Origin of the sequence: Winogradskyella poriferorum, from assembly GCF_050618035.1 — a bacterium.
Lineage (GTDB): Bacteria > Bacteroidota > Bacteroidia > Flavobacteriales > Flavobacteriaceae > Winogradskyella > Winogradskyella poriferorum_A.
The window spans coordinates 51,290-70,948 of sequence record NZ_JBODPY010000008.1 but is presented as its reverse complement, the minus strand read 5'-3'; the positions used below and the strand labels follow the sequence as shown (position 1 = coordinate 70,948).

The following is a 19,659-nucleotide window of genomic DNA, read 5'->3' as shown; positions in this document are numbered from 1 at the left end:
AGGCTACAAACGATATATTAGGTACACCAGCTTCAGGACCTTTTAACCTTGAAGGTGCACCAGCAGGAACTTGTGATATATGGTATTTAAGATATACAGGCGATATTGGATTAGGAACAGTAACAAACGTTGCAGACCTATCAGGATGTTTTGATTTATCGAATCCTATTTCAGTGACACGATTAACTGGTATCGATTGCGATGCTTTGAGTGTGGATGATGTTAATTTTGCTTTTGATTTTAATCTTTATCCAAACCCTGCGAGAGATGTTATTAACTTAGAATTTAATACTAACAATGCTGTTGATCTTCAGATTAGAGTTTTTGATATGCTCGGTAAACAAGTGTTACAATCAACTAGTGTACAACAAGATAGAATGACGTTGGATATTAGTGATTTATCACTCGGAACCTATTTTATTAATGTAACAAATCTAAAGACAGGTTTTGAAACTGTAAAACGTATTTTAAAGAACTAATTAATGCTCTTAATTGATTAGGTTTACAAAAAAAGGAGTATCGTTTTGATACTCCTTTTTTATAATATTGATTTCATCTTAATGCTTAAAATGACGCGTTCCGGTAAACACCATTGCCACGTTATTTTCATTGCAATAATTGATGCTTAATTCATCTTTAATTGATCCACCAGGTTGAATTACAGCTGTTATTCCAGCGTTATCTGCAATTTCAACGCAGTCTGGAAACGGAAAGAATGCATCACTTGCCATTACAGCACCTTTTAAATCAAAATTAAATGACTTTGCTTTATGTATGGCTTGGTTAAGAGCATCCACTCTACTGGTTTGACCCGTTCCGCTCGCGCACAATTGCTTATTCTTTGCTAAAACTATAGTATTTGACTTTGTATGCTTGCAAATCTTAGATGCGAAAATTAAGTCTTCCAATTCTTTTTGATTAGGTGAAGTATTGGTTACTGTTTTTAAGTCTTCAAGTTGATCTGTTTTATTATCACGATCTTGCACTAATGCACCATTTAAGCACGTTCTTACCGTAGTTTGAGGTAATTCGACATCATTTAAGATTAATAGAATTCTATTTTTCTTCCCTTTAAGAATTGCGAGGGCATCGTCACTAAATGATGGCGCTATAACGACCTCACAAAATAGCTTGTGTATTTCTTCAGCAGTAGCTTTATCAATCTCTGTGTTAGAAATTAAAATTCCTCCAAATGCAGAAACCGGATCTCCGGCTAAGGCATCTACATATGCTTGATGTACTGATTCGCGTTGTGCAAATCCACATGCATTGTTGTGTTTTAAAATAGCGAAAGTTGGCGCCTCATTCTTAAACTCATAAATCAGGTTAACCGCAGCATCAACATCGAGTAAGTTATTATAGCTAAGCTCCTTACCATGAAGCTTCGTGAACATCGCGTCAAAATCACCAAAGAAATAGCCACGCTGATGTGGATTTTCTCCATAGCGTAACACTTTACCATTAGATTCACTAATTTTTAATGCGGCTTGGTCATGGTTTTTATTAAAGTAATTAAAAATGGCTGTATCATAATGTGAAGACACATTAAAAGCATTTGCTGCAAAGTGTTTTCTGTCTTCCTCTGAAGTCACAGCATTTTTAGTTTCAAGCAATTCTAGGAATTCTTCATAGTCTTCAACTGAAGATACACAGGTCACATCAGCATAGTTTTTTGCCGCTGCTCTAATTAATGAGATACCACCAATATCAATTTTTTCTATAATGTCTTGGTTACTTGCACCAGAAGCAACAGTTTTTTCAAAAGGATAAAGATCAACAATAACCAAATCAATTTGTGGTATTTCAAACTCAGCCAATTCAGCAACATCACTATCAATATTTTGACGATTTAAAATACCGCCAAAAACCTTTGGATGTAATGTTTTAACCCTACCTCCTAAGATTGAAGGATAAGAGGTTACATCCTCTACAGGTACTACATCTATACCTAAATCCTTGATGAATTTTTCTGTGCCACCAGTTGAATATATAGTAACATTTAAATCATTTAATTTTTTTACAATTGGCGCTAATCCATCTTTGCTAAACACTGAAATTAAGGCAGAAGAAATAGTTTTGTCGTTCATGGTAGTAAGTTGAAATTTTGAAAGGCCAAAAATAAGCAATATCAAAAAGAAATTATTGCTGATTCTTACAGTTTGTTGAAGTTTTTTGTAACAATGAATTGTTGAAAACGTCTAATTGTCAATTACTATATAAACCGCTATTTCATGTTAGTCTATCTTAGGGTTTTTAAAGAGAGTTTCTCGTTTGCTTTAAATGCATTAAGAAATAATAAACTTCGTACATTTTTATCACTGCTTGGTGTTACTGTTGGGATATTTTCAATTATTGCAGTTTTAGCAGCAGTAGATTCTTTAGATAGAAACATTAAAGAGAATCTTTCTGGATTAGATAAAAACACCATTTATCTCACCAAATTTTCATTTGGACCAACAGACGTTCCAAGATGGAAACGTGACAATTTTCCACAGACAGATTATGACGATTATGAGTTTGTAAGACGAAATGTGCCAGATATTGAAGAATCGGCATATGTCATTTTTGGAGGAGGAGAGACCATTAGATATCAAGCAGAAACACTTACTAATATTAATATTACACCAATTTCTCATGGTATTTATACCATAGATGATTTAAAAATTGAAAAAGGTAGATTCTATTCAGAACTTGAATCTGATACTGGAGCTCCAGTAATTGTAATAGGAACAAACTTGGCAGAAAACCTTTTTGATCAAGCTAATCCGATAGGAAAAGTAGTTAGAGTCTATGGAAGGAAACTAACTGTTATTGGTGTATTAAAAAAATATGGTGCCAATTTTGGGGATTCTCCAGACGATAAGGGATTTGTACCAGCAAATTTTGTTAGACAATTCAGAAATGGAGGTGTAGACGGATTGCCAGGTGCGATAGTTATTAAACCTAAAAAAGGTGTAGATGTTGCCGCATTTGAAAGTGTACTTAAACAAAAATTTAGAGTCTATCGTGGCCTTAAAGCTACAGAAGAAGATAATTTCTTTGTAAATAAACTTTCAGGTTTAGTATCATTCATAGATGCAATTATTGCCAGTTTAAAAACAGTGGGTTGGGTAATAAGTGGCTTTTCGTTATTAGTAGGTGGCTTTGGTATTGCTAATATCATGTTTGTGAGTGTTAAAGAACGTACTAATCTTATAGGTATACAGAAATCTCTTGGTGCAAAAAACAAGTTTATACTATTTCAATTTTTATTCGAAGCGACTATTCTTGCTGTTGTTGGTGGTTTAGTTGGACTGTTCCTAGTGTGGTTAATTGCACTGGTAATGAATGGCTTTGTCGATGACTTTGAGTTTGTGCTATCGTTTGGTAATATGTTTTTAGGGTTTGCCTTATCCTCTTTGATTGGATTGATTGCAGGTGTAATTCCGGCATTTTCTGCCTCGCGATTAGATCCTGTTGAGGCCATTAGAACGGGAATGTAATCGATAGATATTAGATTTAAGCTTTTTGTAACATCTTGGTAGTTGAAAAGCAATTATCTTTAAGCGTTTCAAAGAGATTATGCTATTATATCTACGTCTACTCAAAGAAAGTTTCTCATTTGCTTTTAATGCCTTAAGGAATAATAAGTTAAGGACCTTCCTTTCTTTACTTGGTGTTACTATTGGAATTTTTTCAATCATTGCCGTATTGGCCGCTGTAGATTCTTTGGATAAAAATATTAGAGATTCCTTAAGTGCCTTGGATAGCAATACAATGTATGTTGCTAATATTTCTTTTGGTCCAACTGAAGTGCCAAGATGGAAATATGAAACCTTTGATGAAATTTCATACAACGAATATAAATTTTTGAAAGCAGGTCTAACCCAAGCAGAACATGTGGGTTTTCAATTGTTTGTGCGACGCGAAAATATTAGATACGGTTCAGAACAATATAATAGTATCAATACAGTAGTGGTCTCCAATGAATTTTCAGATATACAAGTTCTTGAATTCGAAAAAGGACGGTTTTATAACGAGTCAGAATCGAATGCAGGCAAACCTGTAGTTGTTATTGGTTCTGAAATTGCAAATTCACTCTTTGGTGGTTTAGAACCTATTGGTAAAAAGGTGAGAATTTATGGTCAGAAGTTTACGGTAATTGGCGTTGTAAAAAAAGAAGGCTCAGGCTTATTTGGTGATAGTAATGATATCTCAATGTTTTTACCAGCCAATTACGTCAGAAACCGTTATGGTGATAACAATAGAAATTTTAAAAATGTCCTTATCATCAAACCAAAAGAAGATGCAGATGTTGCAGGTCTTAAGGCTGAAGTAACACAAATTCTACGAAATAGACGTGGATTAAAACCCGATGAAATAGATACTTTTTTCATTAATATTATTTCAGGATTACAAGATGCCATAGATGGTATTATTAGTACCATGAACTTAATAGGCTGGGTAATTAGTGGATTTTCATTATTGGTAGGGGGATTTGGTATTGCAAACATCATGTTTGTCAGTGTTAAAGAACGTACCAATATTATCGGGATTCAGAAATCTTTAGGCGCCAAAAACAAGTTTATCCTGTTTCAGTTTTTATTCGAAGCTATCATTCTCGCTATAGTAGGCGGCTTAGTTGGATTATTTATGGTATGGATTGGGACCATCATAGGTAATAATCTAACTGAAGATTTTGAGTTTGTTTTGTCTATGCGTAATATGCTTTTAGGGATCTCAATTTCTTCCTTTATAGGATTACTTTCAGGATTGATACCAGCGTTATCAGCTTCTAGACTAGATCCCGTAGAAGCTATTAGAACAGGAATGTAGATTAATTTAAAAGCGTCGCTACTTCGGCACAGACAAATTCTAAGAATCTTTCGTCTGCTTCATTAAATGGGTCTGGTGTGTTCGAATCAATATCTATCTGACCAATATTTTCACCATTGACAAATATAGGAATCACAATCTCTGCCTTCACAGTTATACTACAAGCTATATAGTTGTCTTGCGCTGATACGTCAGGTACAACAAAGTTTTCATTACTTACAGCCACTTGCCCACAGATTCCTTTTCCGAATGGTATGATGGTGTGGTCTGTTGGTTCTCCCACATATTGTCTTAGTTTGAGTTCTTCCTTATCGCCATTTCTAAAATAAAAACCAACCCAATCATAGTGGTTAACGTTAGCCTCTAGCAATTCACAAATCGTATATAATTTATCATCTATGCTAGATGAGCTATGGGATACGATAGATTTTATCTGTGGTTTTAAATTGTCTAATGTCATTTGAGAAAAACTTTTGGTAAAAGTATTTAAAAAGCACTATTTTGAATAACTGTTTTTATAAATTTAACATCAACCTAACATAGTCTAATAGTGAAAGCACTTTTAAAAAAATATAAACTTGTGATTCGGTTTATAATTACATTTTTGGCAGTGTATTCTATTTTAACAGTTGGTTATTATTTTTATTTAGAACTGTCTGATGGTACAAAATACTTCCCAGATTATGCTACACATTTAGTAGCAAACCAAACAGAAAACTTACTTGACGGATTAGGTTATGATTCTGAAGTGTTACCGCATGAGAATGAACCATCAATGAAAGTGATTATAAATGGAAAATTTGTGGCGCGCGTCATAGAAGGATGCAACGCCATAAGCATTATAATACTGTTTCTATCTTTTGTAATTGCATTTGCTGATAAATTTAAATCAACATTTTTATACTGTTTAGCCGGAAGTATTATTATTTATGCCTTTAATCTAATTAGAATCGTAGTGCTTTCAGCAGGTCTTTATCATTATCCATGGCGAAAAGAAATTCTGCATACAGTAATTTTTCCAATGGCCATTTATGGGATTGTTTTTATACTATGGATGTTCTGGGTAAATCGATTTTCTAAAAAAAGAAATATAAATGAATAGGTTGTTTAAATATGGCCTATTGGCATTGTTAATTATACTTCTTGTTTTAGTAAGAGCATTCGAAGATGTTTTGTTTTACGATCCTTATTTGACATTTTTTGAGAATGATTACTTGTATATAGATAGCCCGAGACGCGAAGTGGCCAAATTAGTTTTCTTTACAAGTTTGCGTTTCGCTATAAACACGTTCATTTCTCTTGTATTTCTATATGTTGTTTTTAGAGATAAAGGGATTATAAAATTTTCAGTTATAATTTATGGATTAGCCTATGCGGTGTTGCTAGTTCCCTTTCTATATTTTGTGATTAATCCTAAGCAAGAGGACTATTATTTATTTTTTAATATCAGACGATTTTTAATTCAGCCATTGCTTCTTATATTACTATTGCCAGCCTTTTATTACTACAGGATGAATCGTTAATGCAATTATAAAATATCGTTCATATTCCTATATTTTGTAGATTTGCAATGTGAAGTTAAAGGTTTTACATAAGATATTTTCGACTTTATTAGCAGTATTGGTTCTTGTTTCTACATTATCGTTTACTGTTGAAAAACATTTTTGCGGTGGGCATTTGGTAGACTCTGCCATTTTCTCTGATGCTAAAAAGTGTGGAGGAATGGATGCTAAAGAAATGGGCTACGTAAAAAAACCATGTTGTGAAGATACCGTTGATATTATTGAAGGGCAAGATGAACTTACTGTAAAGGACTTCCAGGAACTCAATAAAGATACCTATATAACGCTAGTATCCTTTGTATACAGCTATACGTATTTTTTTGAAACGTTAGCCAAGCCAAAAGTTCCAAATAAGAATTATAAACCTCCTTTAATCATCGAGGACATACAGGTCTTAGATGAGACTTTCCTAATTTGATTTATTTATAGAATTCCTAATATAAGATTAGCTCTAACGAGCGTGATTATTAGTTCTATAATTTAAATCATGAAAAGATATTTATACATTTTATATATATGTTTTGCGTGCCTAGGAAGTGCGCAAGAGCAGTTAAAAGGGGTGGTTTTAGAAGCAAGTACTTCTAAAGAAATTCCTTTGCAAGGCGCCAATGTATTTTGGCTAAATTCTACTGTTGGTGGTGTCACAGTAGAAGATGGAACCTTTACCATACCTTATAAATTTTCCTATAATAAGTTAGTTATAAGTTATGTAGGTTTTAAAACAGACACCATTACTGTTAATAAAAATAAATTTATTAGACATATTTTACAGCCGTCTGATGAGTTGGATGAGGTAACAGTAACATCGCGCAAACAGGCAACCACTAAGTCGTATTTAAAAGCTACAAATACCTTTACTGTAAGTAGTGAAGAGTTGTTAAAAGCGGCTTGTTGTAATTTGTCGGAGAGTTTTGAAACCAATCCGTCAATAGATGTAAATTTTGCTGATGCCGTTACAGGAACACGACAAATTAAAATGTTGGGACTCAGTTCGCCCTATATTTTAATTGCCACAGAGAATATTCCTGCAATTCGTGGTGCATCCCAAGCTTATGGCTTAAGTTTTATTCCAGGAACTTGGGTTGAAAGTATTCAGATTACGAAAGGTGCAGGAAGTGTTGTTAATGGATACGAGAGTATTGCAGGGCAAATAAATGCCGAGTTGGTAAAGCCGATTACTGACGATAAGTTATTTATAAATGGATATGCAAATGCCAGTGGAAGACTAGAATTAAACACGCATTTAAACCAGAAACTGTCTGATAAATGGAGTAGTGGTCTTTACATTCATGGTAATTTAAGAAATCAGAAAAATGATCGGAATGATGATTCGTTTTTAGATGTTCCACTTAAAAAGCAAATCAATTTGTTAAATAGATGGCAATATACTAATGCTGAGAAAGGTGTTGTTAGTTTTATAAACCTAAGATATTTAAACGATAATACGCGATCTGGTCAGGTTGATTTTGAACCAGACAGAGATAAGGGAACTACAAATTTATGGGGCAGTGAAATCGATACGGAACGATTTGAGTTGACTACAAAATTAGGATTTGTAAATCCTGAGGTGCCATATCAAAGTCTTGGGTTTCAAACGGCTTTTAGTTATCATAATCAGGAGTCTTATTTTGGTCTAAATGTTTACGATATTGAACACACTAGTTTTTATTCTAATCTGGTTTATAACAGTATTATTTCAGATTCTAGGCATAAAGTAAAAACAGGACTTAGTTTTACATATGATGCCTATGATGAGCTTGTAAATGCCAATTCTTATGAGCGAATAGAAAATTCATTTGGTGGGTTTTTTGAATACTCTTATGATGATCTAGATAAGCTTTCACTTACTGCAGGGTTGCGAGTAGATCAAAATAATCGATTTGGTTTTTTCATTACTCCAAGGTTACATGTTAGATATACGCCTTGGGAAAAGTCTGCGTTGAGAGCCTCTGTTGGAAGAGGAATAAAAAGTGCCAATATATTTGCGGAGACACAGAATATGTTCTCAAGCTCTAGGCAGATTAATATTCTAAATTCTGGTGGGAAGATTTATGGGTTGGACCCTGAAATTGCATGGAATTATGGAATTAGCTATTTACAAGGTTTCAATCTATTTAATAGAAAAGCTGATATTACCTTGGACTTTTATAGAACGGATTTTGAAAATCAGGTAGTAACAGACTGGGAAAATCCGTTTGAGATTAATTTTTATAATCTAGAAGGTGATAGCTTTGCCAATAGCTTTCAATTGGAGTTTAATTACAATGCCTTCGAAAATTTTGATATGCGTTTGGCCTATAAGTATTATGATGTACAAACGGATTATTTAAGTGGGCAATTGGAAAACCCACTCATACCTAAGCATAGAATTTTTGGAAATCTAGCTTACGAAACCGAAATGACGTCCAAAGGTTCACAATGGAAATTTGATCTTACTTATAATTGGTTGAGCAGACAACGTTACCCGAGTACAGTATTAAGTGCTCCAGAATTTCAATTAGACGAATATTCGCCGACCATTGGTACTTTAAATATGCAGATTACAAAAGTCTTTTCACCAAAGTTTGAAATTTATGTAGGCGGTGAGAATATAACCAACGTTAGACAGGAAAATCCAATCATAAGTCCAGACAATCCATTTGGTTCTAATTTTGATAGTAACTTTGTGTATGGTCCAATATTTGGTAGAATGATTTATACAGGACTAAGATTTAGAATAAATTAAACAACTAATACAAAAAATGGAATGAAAAGAATATTAACATTAGTAGCATTATTTGTGAGTATTGTCGCTTTTTCACAAAATAAAAATGCCAAAGCAAGTATGGAAGTAGATGGTGTCTGTATGATGTGTAAAGAACGCATTGAAAAGGCAGCTATAAGAACAAAAGGTGTTAAATCTGCTGTTTGGAACGTGGATACGCACGAGTTAAAATTGATTTATGATGAGCGTAAAACAAGTTTAAAGACCATAGCTCAAAAATTGGCTAATGTTGGTCACGACACTAAGGATATAAAAGCAACAGAAGAAGCTTATAATTCTGTTCATCCTTGTTGCAAATACAGAGACAAAGATGTTGTTAGAGACCATGATGCAGAAATGAAGAAGTCCGGTGGAAAATAGAAAAAAGCCTTTGATGAAAATCAAAGGCTTTTTTGATTATTAAGATGATAAATACTACATCATGCCTGGCATACCACCTCCACCCATTGGTGGCATTGCAGGTGTATCTTCCTTAATATCTACTAAGGCACACTCAGTAGTTAAGATCATACCAGCAACCGATGCTGCATTTTCTAAAGCGATACGTGTTACTTTCTTAGGATCTATAATCCCTTCTTTCATCATATCCACATAGACTTCGTTTTTAGCATCGTATCCAAAATCTTTTTTACCTTCTAAAACTTTATTGATCACAACTGATCCTTCACCTCCAGCATTTTCAACTATAGTTCTTAATGGTGATTCAATCGCTTTATTTACAATTTGAACACCAGTTGTCTCATCAAGGTTTTCTGTTTCTAATTTCTCTAAGGTTTTCTTAGCTCTTACCAAAGCAACACCACCACCTGCAACGATACCTTCCTCTACAGCAGCTCTTGTTGCATGTAAAGCATCATCAACACGGTCTTTCTTTTCCTTCATTTCAACTTCAGATGCAGCACCAACATATAATACCGCAACGCCACCAGCTAATTTAGCCAAACGCTCTTGAAGTTTTTCTCTATCATAATCTGATGTCGTCGTCTCTATCTGCGCTTTTATTTGGTTTACTCTTGCTTTAATATCCGAAGCTTTACCTTCTCCATTAACAATTGTAGTATTGTCTTTGTCAATTGTTACAGTTTCGGCTGTACCTAACATAGAAAGATCAGCATTTTCTAAAGAAAAACCTCTTTCTTCTGAGATTACAGTACCACCTGTTAAGATGGCAATATCTTCTAACATTGCCTTACGTCTGTCACCAAATCCAGGAGCTTTAACCGCTGCAATTTTAAGACCACCTCTTAATTTATTTACAACCAATGTTGCCAAAGCTTGTCCTTCTACATCTTCAGCGATGATTAATAATGGACGGCCAGACTGAGCAACCGGTTCTAATATTGGAAGAATCTCTTGTAAATTAGAAATCTTCTTATCGAATAAAAGGATGTATGGGTTCTCTAAATCAGCAATCATTTTATCAGCATCAGTAACGAAGTATGGAGAAAGGTAGCCTCTATCAAATTGCATACCTTCTACAACATCTACATAAGTATCCGTTCCTTTGGCTTCTTCAACTGTGATTACACCTTCTTTACCTACTTTACCAAAAGCTTCAGCGATTAATTCACCTATTGTATTATCATTATTAGCCGAGATAGATGCTACTTGTTGAATTTTCTCAGAAGAGTTTCCAACTTTCTTTGCTTGTTTTTCTAAATCGCCAGTAATAGCCTCAACAGCCTTGTCGATACCACGTTTTAAATCCATTGGGTTTGCACCTGCAGCTACATTTTTAAGACCCTCTTTAACGATAGCCTGTGCTAATACTGTTGCTGTTGTTGTACCGTCACCAGCTAAGTCATTGGTTTTAGAGGCAACCTCCTTAACCATTTGAGCCCCCATGTTTTCTAACTCATCTTCTAGCTCAATTTCTTTAGCTACAGAAACACCATCTTTGGTAACTGCTGGCCCACCAAATGATTTACCAATAATTACATTACGACCTTTAGGCCCTAAAGTTACTTTCACTGCATTTGCTAAAGCATCAACACCACGTTTTAAACCGTCGCGTGCTTCAATATCAAATTTTATATCTTTTGCCATTTTATTCTAAGTTTTAATTGGTTTTAATAAATTAAACAATTGCTAAGATGTCACTTTCGCGCATCATTAAATAGTCTTTACCTTCAAACTTAAGTTCTGTTCCACCATATTTTCCGTAAAGTACAGTGTCACCAACTTTTACTGTTAATGGTTCGTCTTTTTTACCGTTACCAACGGCAACAACAGTCCCCTTTTGCGGTTTTTCTTTTGCATTATCTGGAATAATAATACCAGAAGCTGTAGTTGTTTCAGCCTCCATCGGCTCTACGAGAACACGATCTGCTAAAGGTTTAATGTTTAAGCTCATTCTATTTAAATTTTAGTAATTAATTATTGTTTTAACGCTTTAGCGTTATTCGAAAATTATGCCAAGGCTGAGGGACTGACAAACTTGCAGTAATAAAAAAGCCAGCTCACTGAGCTGGCATTAATTATTGTTTTGCGTTATTATTCACCTGACGTGTCACCTGATGTATCATCACCAGCTGGCGTTGTGTTTAATGGTGGTAGTGTCGATGTGTCTTCTGTTGTGTCTAAGGCTTTAGATTCTACAGTTCCACCTGTTTCCATTGTAAGGTTAGATGCTAAAATCAAAACGATTAAAGCTGTTGCTAAAAACCATGTACTCTTATCTAAAAAGTCACTAGTCTTCTTTACACCACCTAATTGCTGTGTGCCACCACCTCCAAAAGATGATGATAAACCTCCTCCTTTAGGATTCTGAACCATGATTACTACGACAAGCAAAAATGCTACAATCACAATTAATACTAGGAATATTGAAAATGCACTCATGTTATATATTGTTATTGTCTTTTAATTCTGTGATCAATTTTATTTGGTCTGCAAAGAAACTACTTTTTTCTGGATATTTCAAACTTAAAATCTTGTAAGATTGAATGGCTTTATCATAGTTTTTTTGTTCCAAATATATCCTCGCTAAAGTCTCTGTCATGAGACTATCTGAGACGTTTTCATCATTGTTAACCAATTTTGGTTTTGGTTGATGATCTTTAACCGGTTTAATTTTTGGATTTTCGCTTATAAACTTATCTATTATGTCTAGTTTATTTTCAAGTGGTGCGACAGCTTTAGACTCAGATATAGCATTAGCGTCTTTATCACTTCGATCAATCGGTTTAAAGCTGGTGATTTTTAACCACTCTGCAAAAGAATGACTTTCGGATTTGTCAAACTCTAGAGGCTTGCCAATCTTTAATTTCTTTTCCGGTTTAATATTTTCGACATCTACTGCAATTATTGAATCTTCAATTTTAGGTGAAATTGGTTCTGGAGTAACTAAGGATTGTTGTTTTGCCTCAAAAAGGTGGGGATCTAGTACGCCTTCTGTTGCTTTAATATGTTCTTTTAATGCATCATCAATAGTAACGCTCCTATTCACAGAAATATCGTCAACATCATTTACTTGCAAGGATTTTATATACTCAGAAGTCTGTTTAATCTGCTGTGATATTTCATTTTGATTAAATACATCTGATGTGATATAATCAAAAAGAACACTGCGATCAGCCGTGTGGGCAGCAGTCATTTTAAGCATGTTATTGTACTTATAACTATCTTTCTGTTTTAACCCTTTTAAGTATAGGGCACGCAAAGGTTGAAAGTAGGGATACTCTTTAATTTTACTTGCAAGGGCTTCGGTCTGAGAGCTTGTTATAGCTTCAGGGTTTTGAATTAAATATGTAAGATCTTGCAATTGCATAAGTTACCAATTGGCCAAGGACGTATTAAATATATCTTGCGTTATTCTCTCAAACAATTCCTCATGAGCTTCATCTTTTACACTATTCAATTGGACGTTTGCGGGATAATCGTAGAAGAATGTGAACCGTTGTTCAAAATCTTTTTCCTCATCTAAAGTGTTAAAATAACGGACCATGACTGCCATTGTAAGGCGGTTTTGCGCTGCAGTATTCTCTGCTGTTGCGGTCATTGGTGCAATTCTATATTCGATTATTTCACCTTCAAATATTAAATCACCACCACTATTCACAAGGTTTAAATTGGTTTGATTTTGAATAAGATCTTGTAGGGCATTGGTAAAATCAAAATCTAATTGTGGCTCAATAAGTTCAGCATTATTTTGAAAAAAATTTACCTGAAACGTTTTGGCGTTACCAGTATCTGCACCAGTAAAAGAGTAGATACCACAGCTGGTGGAAACTGCAATTGGGAGTAATAACAATATTAATCTTAAGGCTCTCATTTAATAAGTATTTGGACGCTTCATTGTGATAAAGGCATAAATATAACCTGCATTATCGGCAACATCAAAATCTACATTAATTAATCGATAGCCTTGATAATGTTTTTCATTTATGAGATCTTCTGCTTCTTTACGTATAGCTTCAGAACTATTAGGTCTAAACGATTTTCTAATCATAAATATTTCTACGGCCTTCATAATATTATCTTAAAGATCAAATTGCTTAATTTTTCTATATAATGTACGTTCACTAATGCCCAATTCTGCCGCTGCCAATTTTCGTTTTCCTTTATGGCGCTCTAGCGATTTTTTGATAAGTTCGAGTTCTTTATCATGTAAAGATAGGGTCTCTTCTTCCTCTATTTCCTCTGCGAAATGATATTTATCATCCATAGGATTAGAGGTTTCTTGGACTTCACTATGCTCTGGTATCGATAATACTTCTAAGTTATCAACTACGGTTTCAGTTTTATAATCCTCATCTTCATTATCGCCATAAATCTTTTGAATAAGATGTTGATGCTCTTCTTGTACGTCAGAAACACTACCTTTTTTCATTAACTCTAAGGTGAGTTTCTTAAGGTCGTTAAGATCACTTTTCATATCAAACAAAACCTTGTAAAGAATTTCGCGCTCATTACTGAAATCACTTTCGCTTTTTGAAGTGTTTATGACAGCTGGTAAGTTGTTACCTGCATTAGGCAGATATTGTTGCAAGGTTACACCATTAATAGTTCTGTTTTGTTCTAAAACAGAAATTTGTTCGGCGACATTTCTCAATTGTCTAATATTACCATTCCAACGGTATTTTAGCAATAGATTTACAGCGTCATCCGTAAGTTTTACAGTTGGCATTTTATATTTAAGAGCAAAGTCACTTGCAAACTTTCTGAAGAGTAAATGAATATCCTCTTTGCGATCGCGTAAAGCCGGAAGATTTATTTCAACAGTACTTAATCTGTAATAAAGGTCCTCTCTGAATTTTTCTTTCTTTATGGCTTCAAACATGTTAATGTTTGTTGCTGCAACAATTCTGACATTGGTTTTTTGAACCTTACTCGATCCTACTTTTATAAACTCACCATTCTCCAGTACTCTTAATAAACGCACTTGAGTGGTTAAAGGTAATTCCCCAACTTCATCTAAAAATATAGTTCCACCATCGGCAACCTCAAAATATCCAGAACGGGTTTGAGTTGCACCTGTGAAGGCGCCTTTTTCGTGCCCAAAAAGTTCACTATCTATAGTGCCTTCTGGTATCGCGCCACAGTTTACAGCTATATATTTACCGTGCTTGCGATGTGATAATTGATGAATTATTTTTGGTACACTTTCCTTACCAACACCACTTTCACCTGTTACTAAAACGGATATATCAGTAGGTGCGACCTGGATTGCTTTTTCCAAGGCCCTATTTAATTTAGGATCATTTCCAATAATCCCGAAGCGTTGTTTTATGGCTTGTACAGATTCCATTCTTTAAATATTAATATTAGCAATTTGTTGGATCAATCAATAATTGCTATTCTTCATTTAGTGGTTACTAATGGTTTTTAGAGTAACCAACAGCTTCGCCTATTAGCGTAGCACTTGTACAGTCGTTTATTTTTACATTAACAAATTCCCCAACCTTGTAATCTTCCTTTGGGAAAACAACAACTGTATTTTGACTATTTCTTCCAGACCAGTGTTTGTCTGAGCGTTTCGATTCCTTCTCAATTAAAACCTCCTCAACTTTACCAACATGCTCTTGAGTGCGCATTAAGCTATGCTTTTGTTGCAATTGGATAATTTCGTTAAGACGTCTTTTCTTTACATCCTCTGGGATATCATCTTCTAATTTTCTGGCAGCTAATGTTCCTGGGCGTTCAGAATAGGCAAACATAAAGCCAAAATCGTACTTCACATATTCCATAAGACTAAGCGTGTCCTGATGATCTTCTTCAGTTTCAGTTGGGAATCCTGAAATCATATCTTGGGAAATAGCACAATCTGGTATTAACCTTTTAATATTATCTATAAGCTCAAAATACTCTTGTCGCGTATGCAATCGATTCATTGCTTTCAATATTCTATCGCTACCACTCTGTACTGGTAAATGTATGTAATTGCAGATGTTATCATATTTAGCCATGGTTTCAATAACATCCATGGTCATGTCCTGAGGATTAGATGTTGAGAATCTAAAGCGCATCTTAGGTTGTGCATTGGCACATAGTTCTAATAATTTCGAAAAATTAACCGCAGTGGCTTTTTGAATATCCGAAGCTTTAATAAAGTCTTTCTTTAAACCTCCACCATACCATAAATAACTGTCAACGTTTTGACCAAGTAGCGTAACCTCTCTGTAACCACTATTCCACAAATCATTTATTTCCTCAATAATACTTTGTGGGTCCCTACTGCGTTCGCGTCCTCTTGTAAATGGCACAACACAAAACGTACACATATTATCACATCCACGTGTAATAGAAACAAAGGCAGTAATACCATTTGAGTTTAATCGCACAGGTGAAATGTCACCGTAAGTTTCTTCTTTAGATAATATGACGTTGATAGCATCTCTACCTTCATCTACTTCTGCCAAAAGATTTGGCAAATCCTTATAGGCATCTGGGCCAACTACCAAGTCTACAATTTTCTCTTCTTCTAAAAATTTACTTTTAAGACGCTCTGCCATACAACCTAAAACTCCAACTTTCATATTTGGGTTTATACGTTTAACAGCATTATATTTTTCTAGACGCTTTCTAACCGTTTGTTCTGCCTTATCTCTTATGGAGCATGTATTTACTAAAACCAAATCAGCTTCTTCGAGTTGCTGGGTGGTATTAAAACCTTGCTCACTTAAAATAGAAGCAACAATTTCACTGTCACTAAAATTCATTTGGCAACCATAACTCTCGATGAATAATTTCTTAGAGTTACCTTCTTTGTTATCTAAAATAAGCGCTTCGCCTTGTTTATTTTCGTCTATGATCTTTTCCATTATAATGAATGAATTCTAGGGTATTCAATAAGTATGCAAAGATAGGATTAATTTAGAAAATGTGACAATCTGGCAGTTCTTTAAATATTTAATTTAACATTAAAACGCGCAACCTTTTTATGTATCTTTAATCTTATATAAAAAGGGTATAATGAAGAAAGTCAGACAATTAATGTTGCTTGTGCTGTGCGCATTACTATTAAATACAACTTGCGATGATGATACCATACCTCAAGAATCTGAGTGTGATGCTTTTGCTATTATAGATGATTTTGCATTTGACAATAATGAATCTTCATTTTTTGAAATTATTAGCGCCAATATTGAAGGTGACTGTCTAAATATTGAGATTTCAGCAAGTGGGTGTAGCGGTGAAACTTGGCAAATAGAATTATTTTCTAATACTGTTATTAATGAATCTTTGCCTGTTCAGCGAGGTCTAAAATTAATATTAACCAATAATGAAGCATGTTTGGCTGTTTTTACAAGACAAACATCTTTTGATTTAACAACGCTTCAGGTGGAAGGTGAAAATGAGATTAATTTTAATCTTGAAGGATTTGAAGAGTCTGTCAATTATAGCTATTGATATGTTATTTAGAAAATGACCAAATATCTTGTCAAAAGCCTTACTTAAAGTGAGGCATTTTTATTTATAATAGAATAGAAACTTGAGTCAAAAAAGAGACGTTAAGAAATACAAATTAGGATTGTAAATTAATTTCTACATACATTTGTACCCTCAAAAAAATAAAGAATGCCAAAGAACTTAGTCATAGTGGAGTCGCCTGCAAAGGCAAAAACAATAGAAAAATTTCTGGGTAAGGATTTTAAAGTTGAATCTAGTTTTGGACACATTGCAGATCTTCCTTCAAAAGAACTTGGAGTCGATGTAGATGGTGATTTTAAACCTAAATATCAGGTGTCTAAGGATAAGAAAGATGTTGTTAAGAAATTAAAAGATTTAGCAAAGAAAGCAGAAATTGTTTGGTTAGCGAGTGATGAGGATCGTGAAGGAGAAGCTATTGCATGGCACTTAGCTGAAACATTGGCATTAGATAAAGAGAAAACAAGACGTATAGTATTTTCAGAGATTACTAAGAACGCTATCACTAAGGCTATTGAGAATCCAAGAAGAATAGATTACAATTTAGTAGATGCGCAACAAGCACGACGTGTTCTAGATAGAATTGTTGGTTATGAGTTATCGCCTGTGTTATGGAGAAAAGTCAAAGGTGGTCTTTCTGCGGGTAGAGTGCAATCTGTTGCGGTTCGTCTTATAGTTGAGCGTGAGCGCGATATTCAAAAGTTTAATGCTGAAGCGTCATATAGAGTGGATGCTGAATTTATTGCTAATGATGGTAATACCTTTAGAGCAAAACTCCCAAAGAATTTTTCAACTAAAGAAGAGGCTGAATCGTTTTTAAATAAAAATATTAGTGCATCATATATAGTTTCAGACTTAGAAAAGAAACCAGTTAAGAAATCACCTGCACCACCATTTACAACATCAACTTTACAGCAAGAGGCCTCTAGAAAGCTAGGGTTTTCAGTAGGCCGAACAATGAGTAATGCACAACGTCTTTATGAAGCAGGTCTTATTACTTATATGAGAACGGATAGTGTAAATCTATCGGATGAAGCTAAACGAGGTGCTGAGAGTGCCATCTTATCATTATATGGCTCAAACTATAGTAAGCCTAGAAACTATAAAGGTAAATCTAAAGGTGCTCAAGAAGCACATGAGGCCATTCGACCAACAAATTTTGCAAATCAATCTGTGAATATAGAACGCGACCAGGTGAGATTATATGATCTTATTTGGAAAAGGGCTATAGCCTCTCAAATGAGTGAAGCTAATTTGGAGCGTACTAGTGTAAAAATTAAAGTAAACGCTTCGCAACATGTAACTGAACAGTTTACAGCAAATGGTGAAATGATAACGTTTGATGGGTTTCTGAAAGTATATTTAGAGGGTACTGATGACGAGAACATCGAACAGTCAGGATTATTGCCAGAATTAAAAGTAGCAGATAATTTAGAAAACAATTACATCACAGCTACACAACGTTTTACACGACCACCTGCAAGATTTACAGAGGCTTCCTTAGTTAAAAAATTAGAGGAATTAGGTATTGGTAGACCATCTACTTATGCACCTACAATTTCCACAATTCAAAATAGAAATTATATAGAGAAAGGTACTGTTGATGGTGAAGAGAGAGCCTATACACAGCTTGTTTTAGAATCTAATACCGTAAGCGAAAAGAACTTAAAAGAACGTGTTGGTTCTGATAAAGGAAAATTGGTTCCAACAGATATAGGAAGTATTGTTACAGACTTTTTGGTAAATCATTTTGAATCTATACTAGATTACAACTTCACTGCTAAGGTTGAGGAAAGCTTTGATGATATTGCTGAAGGAAAAGAAGATTGGACAGAAATGATGAAAGACTTTTATAAAGGTTTTCATCCGCAAGTTGAAGACGTAAAGGAAAATGCAGAAAGAGAATCTGGTGAACGTATTCTAGGTGAAGATCCTAAAAGTGGAAGACAAGTAAGTGTAAGACTTGGTAAGTTTGGTCCTATGGTACAAATAGGTACTGTAGATGATGAGGAGAAACCTCAGTTTGCGAGTTTAGGACCAGATCAACAATTAAGCTCTATTACTTTCGAAGAGGCGATGAGTCTTTTTGAATTACCTAAAGCATTAGGGCACTATAATGAAGATGAGGTTGAAGTTAATAATGGACGTTTTGGACCTTATGTTCGTTACGGTAAAAAGTTTGTGTCCCTCCCAAAGGGTGTAGATCCATTAAGTATAGAATTAGACGATGCTATCGTATTAATAAAAGAAAAAGAAAAAGCAGATGCTCCAATATATACGTATAAAGGACTAGATGTAACTAAAGGGAAAGGTCGTTTTGGCCCATTTATAAAATGGAATAATATGTTTATAAATGTGAATAAAAAATACGACTGGGATAATTTATCTGAGCAAGACATCGTAACTTTGATCGAAGATAAAATCCAAAAGGAAAAGGATAAGCTTATTCATGTATGGGAGGCGGAAGGCATCCGTGTTGAGAAAGCAAGATGGGGAAGGCATAATGTTATAAAAGGCAAGCAAAAGGTAGAATTGGCCAAGACAGTTGATGTAAGTAATATGACATTGGAAGAAGCAAAGGCGCTCCTCGAAAAGAATGCACCAAAAAAGAAAACCAGAAAAAAAGCAACTGCAAAAAAGAAATAACTT

20 protein-coding genes are annotated in these 19,659 nt (G+C 34.5%); 10 read left to right on the top strand and 10 right to left on the bottom strand.

The window, feature by feature from the left end; all coding sequences use genetic code 11:
- Positions 1 to 479: T9SS type A sorting domain-containing protein (locus ACRHOC_RS14400; RefSeq protein ID WP_431159335.1), on the top strand; the 479-nt coding region annotated here is incomplete at its 5' end.
- A 78-nt stretch (positions 480 to 557) separates the two neighbouring features.
- On the opposite strand, the gene purH is transcribed toward ACRHOC_RS14400, so the two are convergent.
- Positions 558 to 2,087: a bifunctional phosphoribosylaminoimidazolecarboxamide formyltransferase/IMP cyclohydrolase gene (purH, locus tag ACRHOC_RS14395; protein WP_431159334.1), complete on the bottom strand. Its 1,530-nt coding sequence runs from the start codon at positions 2,085 to 2,087 to the stop codon at positions 558 to 560.
- Positions 2,088 to 2,231: 144 nt separating this feature from the next.
- On the opposite strand from purH, the gene ACRHOC_RS14390 reads away from it, so the two are divergent.
- Both ACRHOC_RS14390 and ACRHOC_RS14385 read left to right on the top strand, forming a co-directional pair.
- Positions 2,232 to 3,482 carry an ABC transporter permease gene (locus tag ACRHOC_RS14390; protein WP_431159333.1) on the top strand — a complete coding sequence of 417 codons (1,251 nt, stop codon included), beginning with the start codon at positions 2,232 to 2,234 and terminating at the stop codon, positions 3,480 to 3,482.
- A 79-nt stretch (positions 3,483 to 3,561) separates the two neighbouring features.
- Positions 3,562 to 4,815, top strand: coding sequence for an ABC transporter permease (locus ACRHOC_RS14385; protein WP_431159332.1), 1,254 nt, complete (start codon positions 3,562 to 3,564; stop codon positions 4,813 to 4,815).
- Position 4,816: 1 nt separating this feature from the next.
- Here the strand turns inward: ACRHOC_RS14385 and ACRHOC_RS14380 are convergent, their stop codons facing one another.
- A complete protein-coding gene (locus ACRHOC_RS14380) occupies positions 4,817 to 5,275 on the bottom strand; it encodes a GAF domain-containing protein (RefSeq protein ID WP_431159331.1) in 459 nt (152 codons plus the stop codon).
- Positions 5,276 to 5,365: 90 nt separating this feature from the next.
- On the opposite strand from ACRHOC_RS14380, the gene xrtF reads away from it, so the two are divergent.
- The 5 genes from xrtF (at position 5,366) to ACRHOC_RS14355 (ending at position 9,501) form a co-directional block, all read left to right on the top strand.
- Positions 5,366 to 5,917, top strand: coding sequence for an exosortase family protein XrtF (gene xrtF / locus ACRHOC_RS14375; protein WP_431159330.1), 552 nt, complete (start codon positions 5,366 to 5,368; stop codon positions 5,915 to 5,917).
- Positions 5,910 to 6,338, top strand: a complete 429-nt coding sequence (locus ACRHOC_RS14370) for an exosortase F system-associated membrane protein (RefSeq protein ID WP_431159329.1) — start codon at positions 5,910 to 5,912, stop codon at positions 6,336 to 6,338. Before xrtF ends, ACRHOC_RS14370 begins: the two co-directional genes overlap by 8 nt.
- 49 nt (positions 6,339 to 6,387) lie before the next feature.
- On the top strand, positions 6,388 to 6,795 hold the full coding sequence (locus tag ACRHOC_RS14365) for an HYC_CC_PP family protein (RefSeq protein ID WP_431159328.1): 408 nt from the start codon (positions 6,388 to 6,390) through the stop codon (positions 6,793 to 6,795).
- A 69-nt stretch (positions 6,796 to 6,864) separates the two neighbouring features.
- Entirely contained in the window at positions 6,865 to 9,102 is a 2,238-nt protein-coding gene (locus ACRHOC_RS14360; RefSeq protein ID WP_431159327.1) for a TonB-dependent receptor, read from the top strand.
- 21 nt (positions 9,103 to 9,123) lie between these two features.
- Positions 9,124 to 9,501 (top strand): heavy-metal-associated domain-containing protein, encoded by a 378-nt coding sequence (locus tag ACRHOC_RS14355; protein ID WP_431159326.1) that lies wholly within the window; start codon positions 9,124 to 9,126, stop codon positions 9,499 to 9,501.
- 54 nt (positions 9,502 to 9,555) lie between these two features.
- On the opposite strand, the gene groL is transcribed toward ACRHOC_RS14355, so the two are convergent.
- From groL to miaB, 8 genes are all read right to left on the bottom strand, one after another.
- Complete coding sequence (gene groL / locus ACRHOC_RS14350) at positions 9,556 to 11,187, bottom strand: chaperonin GroEL (protein WP_431159325.1); 1,632 nt, start codon at positions 11,185 to 11,187, stop codon at positions 9,556 to 9,558.
- A gap of 31 nt (positions 11,188 to 11,218) precedes the next feature.
- The gene (locus tag ACRHOC_RS14345) at positions 11,219 to 11,494 is read right to left on the bottom strand and encodes a co-chaperone GroES (protein WP_431159324.1); all 276 of its coding nucleotides are present in this window, start codon (positions 11,492 to 11,494) and stop codon (positions 11,219 to 11,221) included.
- A gap of 140 nt (positions 11,495 to 11,634) precedes the next feature.
- A complete protein-coding gene (secG, locus tag ACRHOC_RS14340; RefSeq protein WP_431159323.1) occupies positions 11,635 to 11,982 on the bottom strand; it encodes a preprotein translocase subunit SecG in 348 nt (115 codons plus the stop codon).
- A gap of 1 nt (position 11,983) precedes the next feature.
- On the bottom strand, positions 11,984 to 12,910 hold the full coding sequence (locus ACRHOC_RS14335; protein WP_431159322.1) for a hypothetical protein: 927 nt from the start codon (positions 12,908 to 12,910) through the stop codon (positions 11,984 to 11,986).
- A 3-nt stretch (positions 12,911 to 12,913) separates the two neighbouring features.
- Positions 12,914 to 13,414: an LptE family protein gene (locus ACRHOC_RS14330; RefSeq protein ID WP_431159321.1), complete on the bottom strand. Its 501-nt coding sequence runs from the start codon at positions 13,412 to 13,414 to the stop codon at positions 12,914 to 12,916.
- Positions 13,415 to 13,612, bottom strand: a complete 198-nt coding sequence (locus ACRHOC_RS14325) for a hypothetical protein (RefSeq protein WP_224476722.1) — start codon at positions 13,610 to 13,612, stop codon at positions 13,415 to 13,417.
- 9 nt (positions 13,613 to 13,621) lie between these two features.
- On the bottom strand, positions 13,622 to 14,890 hold the full coding sequence (locus ACRHOC_RS14320; RefSeq protein WP_431159320.1) for a sigma-54 interaction domain-containing protein: 1,269 nt from the start codon (positions 14,888 to 14,890) through the stop codon (positions 13,622 to 13,624).
- Between the two features lie 67 nt (positions 14,891 to 14,957).
- A complete protein-coding gene (gene miaB, locus ACRHOC_RS14315) occupies positions 14,958 to 16,403 on the bottom strand; it encodes a tRNA (N6-isopentenyl adenosine(37)-C2)-methylthiotransferase MiaB (RefSeq protein WP_431159319.1) in 1,446 nt (481 codons plus the stop codon).
- A 151-nt stretch (positions 16,404 to 16,554) separates the two neighbouring features.
- Here miaB and ACRHOC_RS14310 point away from each other — a divergent pair, with 151 nt between their 5' ends.
- On the top strand, positions 16,555 to 16,992 hold the full coding sequence (locus ACRHOC_RS14310) for a hypothetical protein (RefSeq protein ID WP_431159318.1): 438 nt from the start codon (positions 16,555 to 16,557) through the stop codon (positions 16,990 to 16,992).
- Positions 16,993 to 17,160: 168 nt separating this feature from the next.
- On the top strand, positions 17,161 to 19,656 hold the full coding sequence (gene topA / locus ACRHOC_RS14305; RefSeq protein ID WP_431159317.1) for a type I DNA topoisomerase: 2,496 nt from the start codon (positions 17,161 to 17,163) through the stop codon (positions 19,654 to 19,656).
- Positions 19,657 to 19,659: the final 3 nt, after the last annotated feature.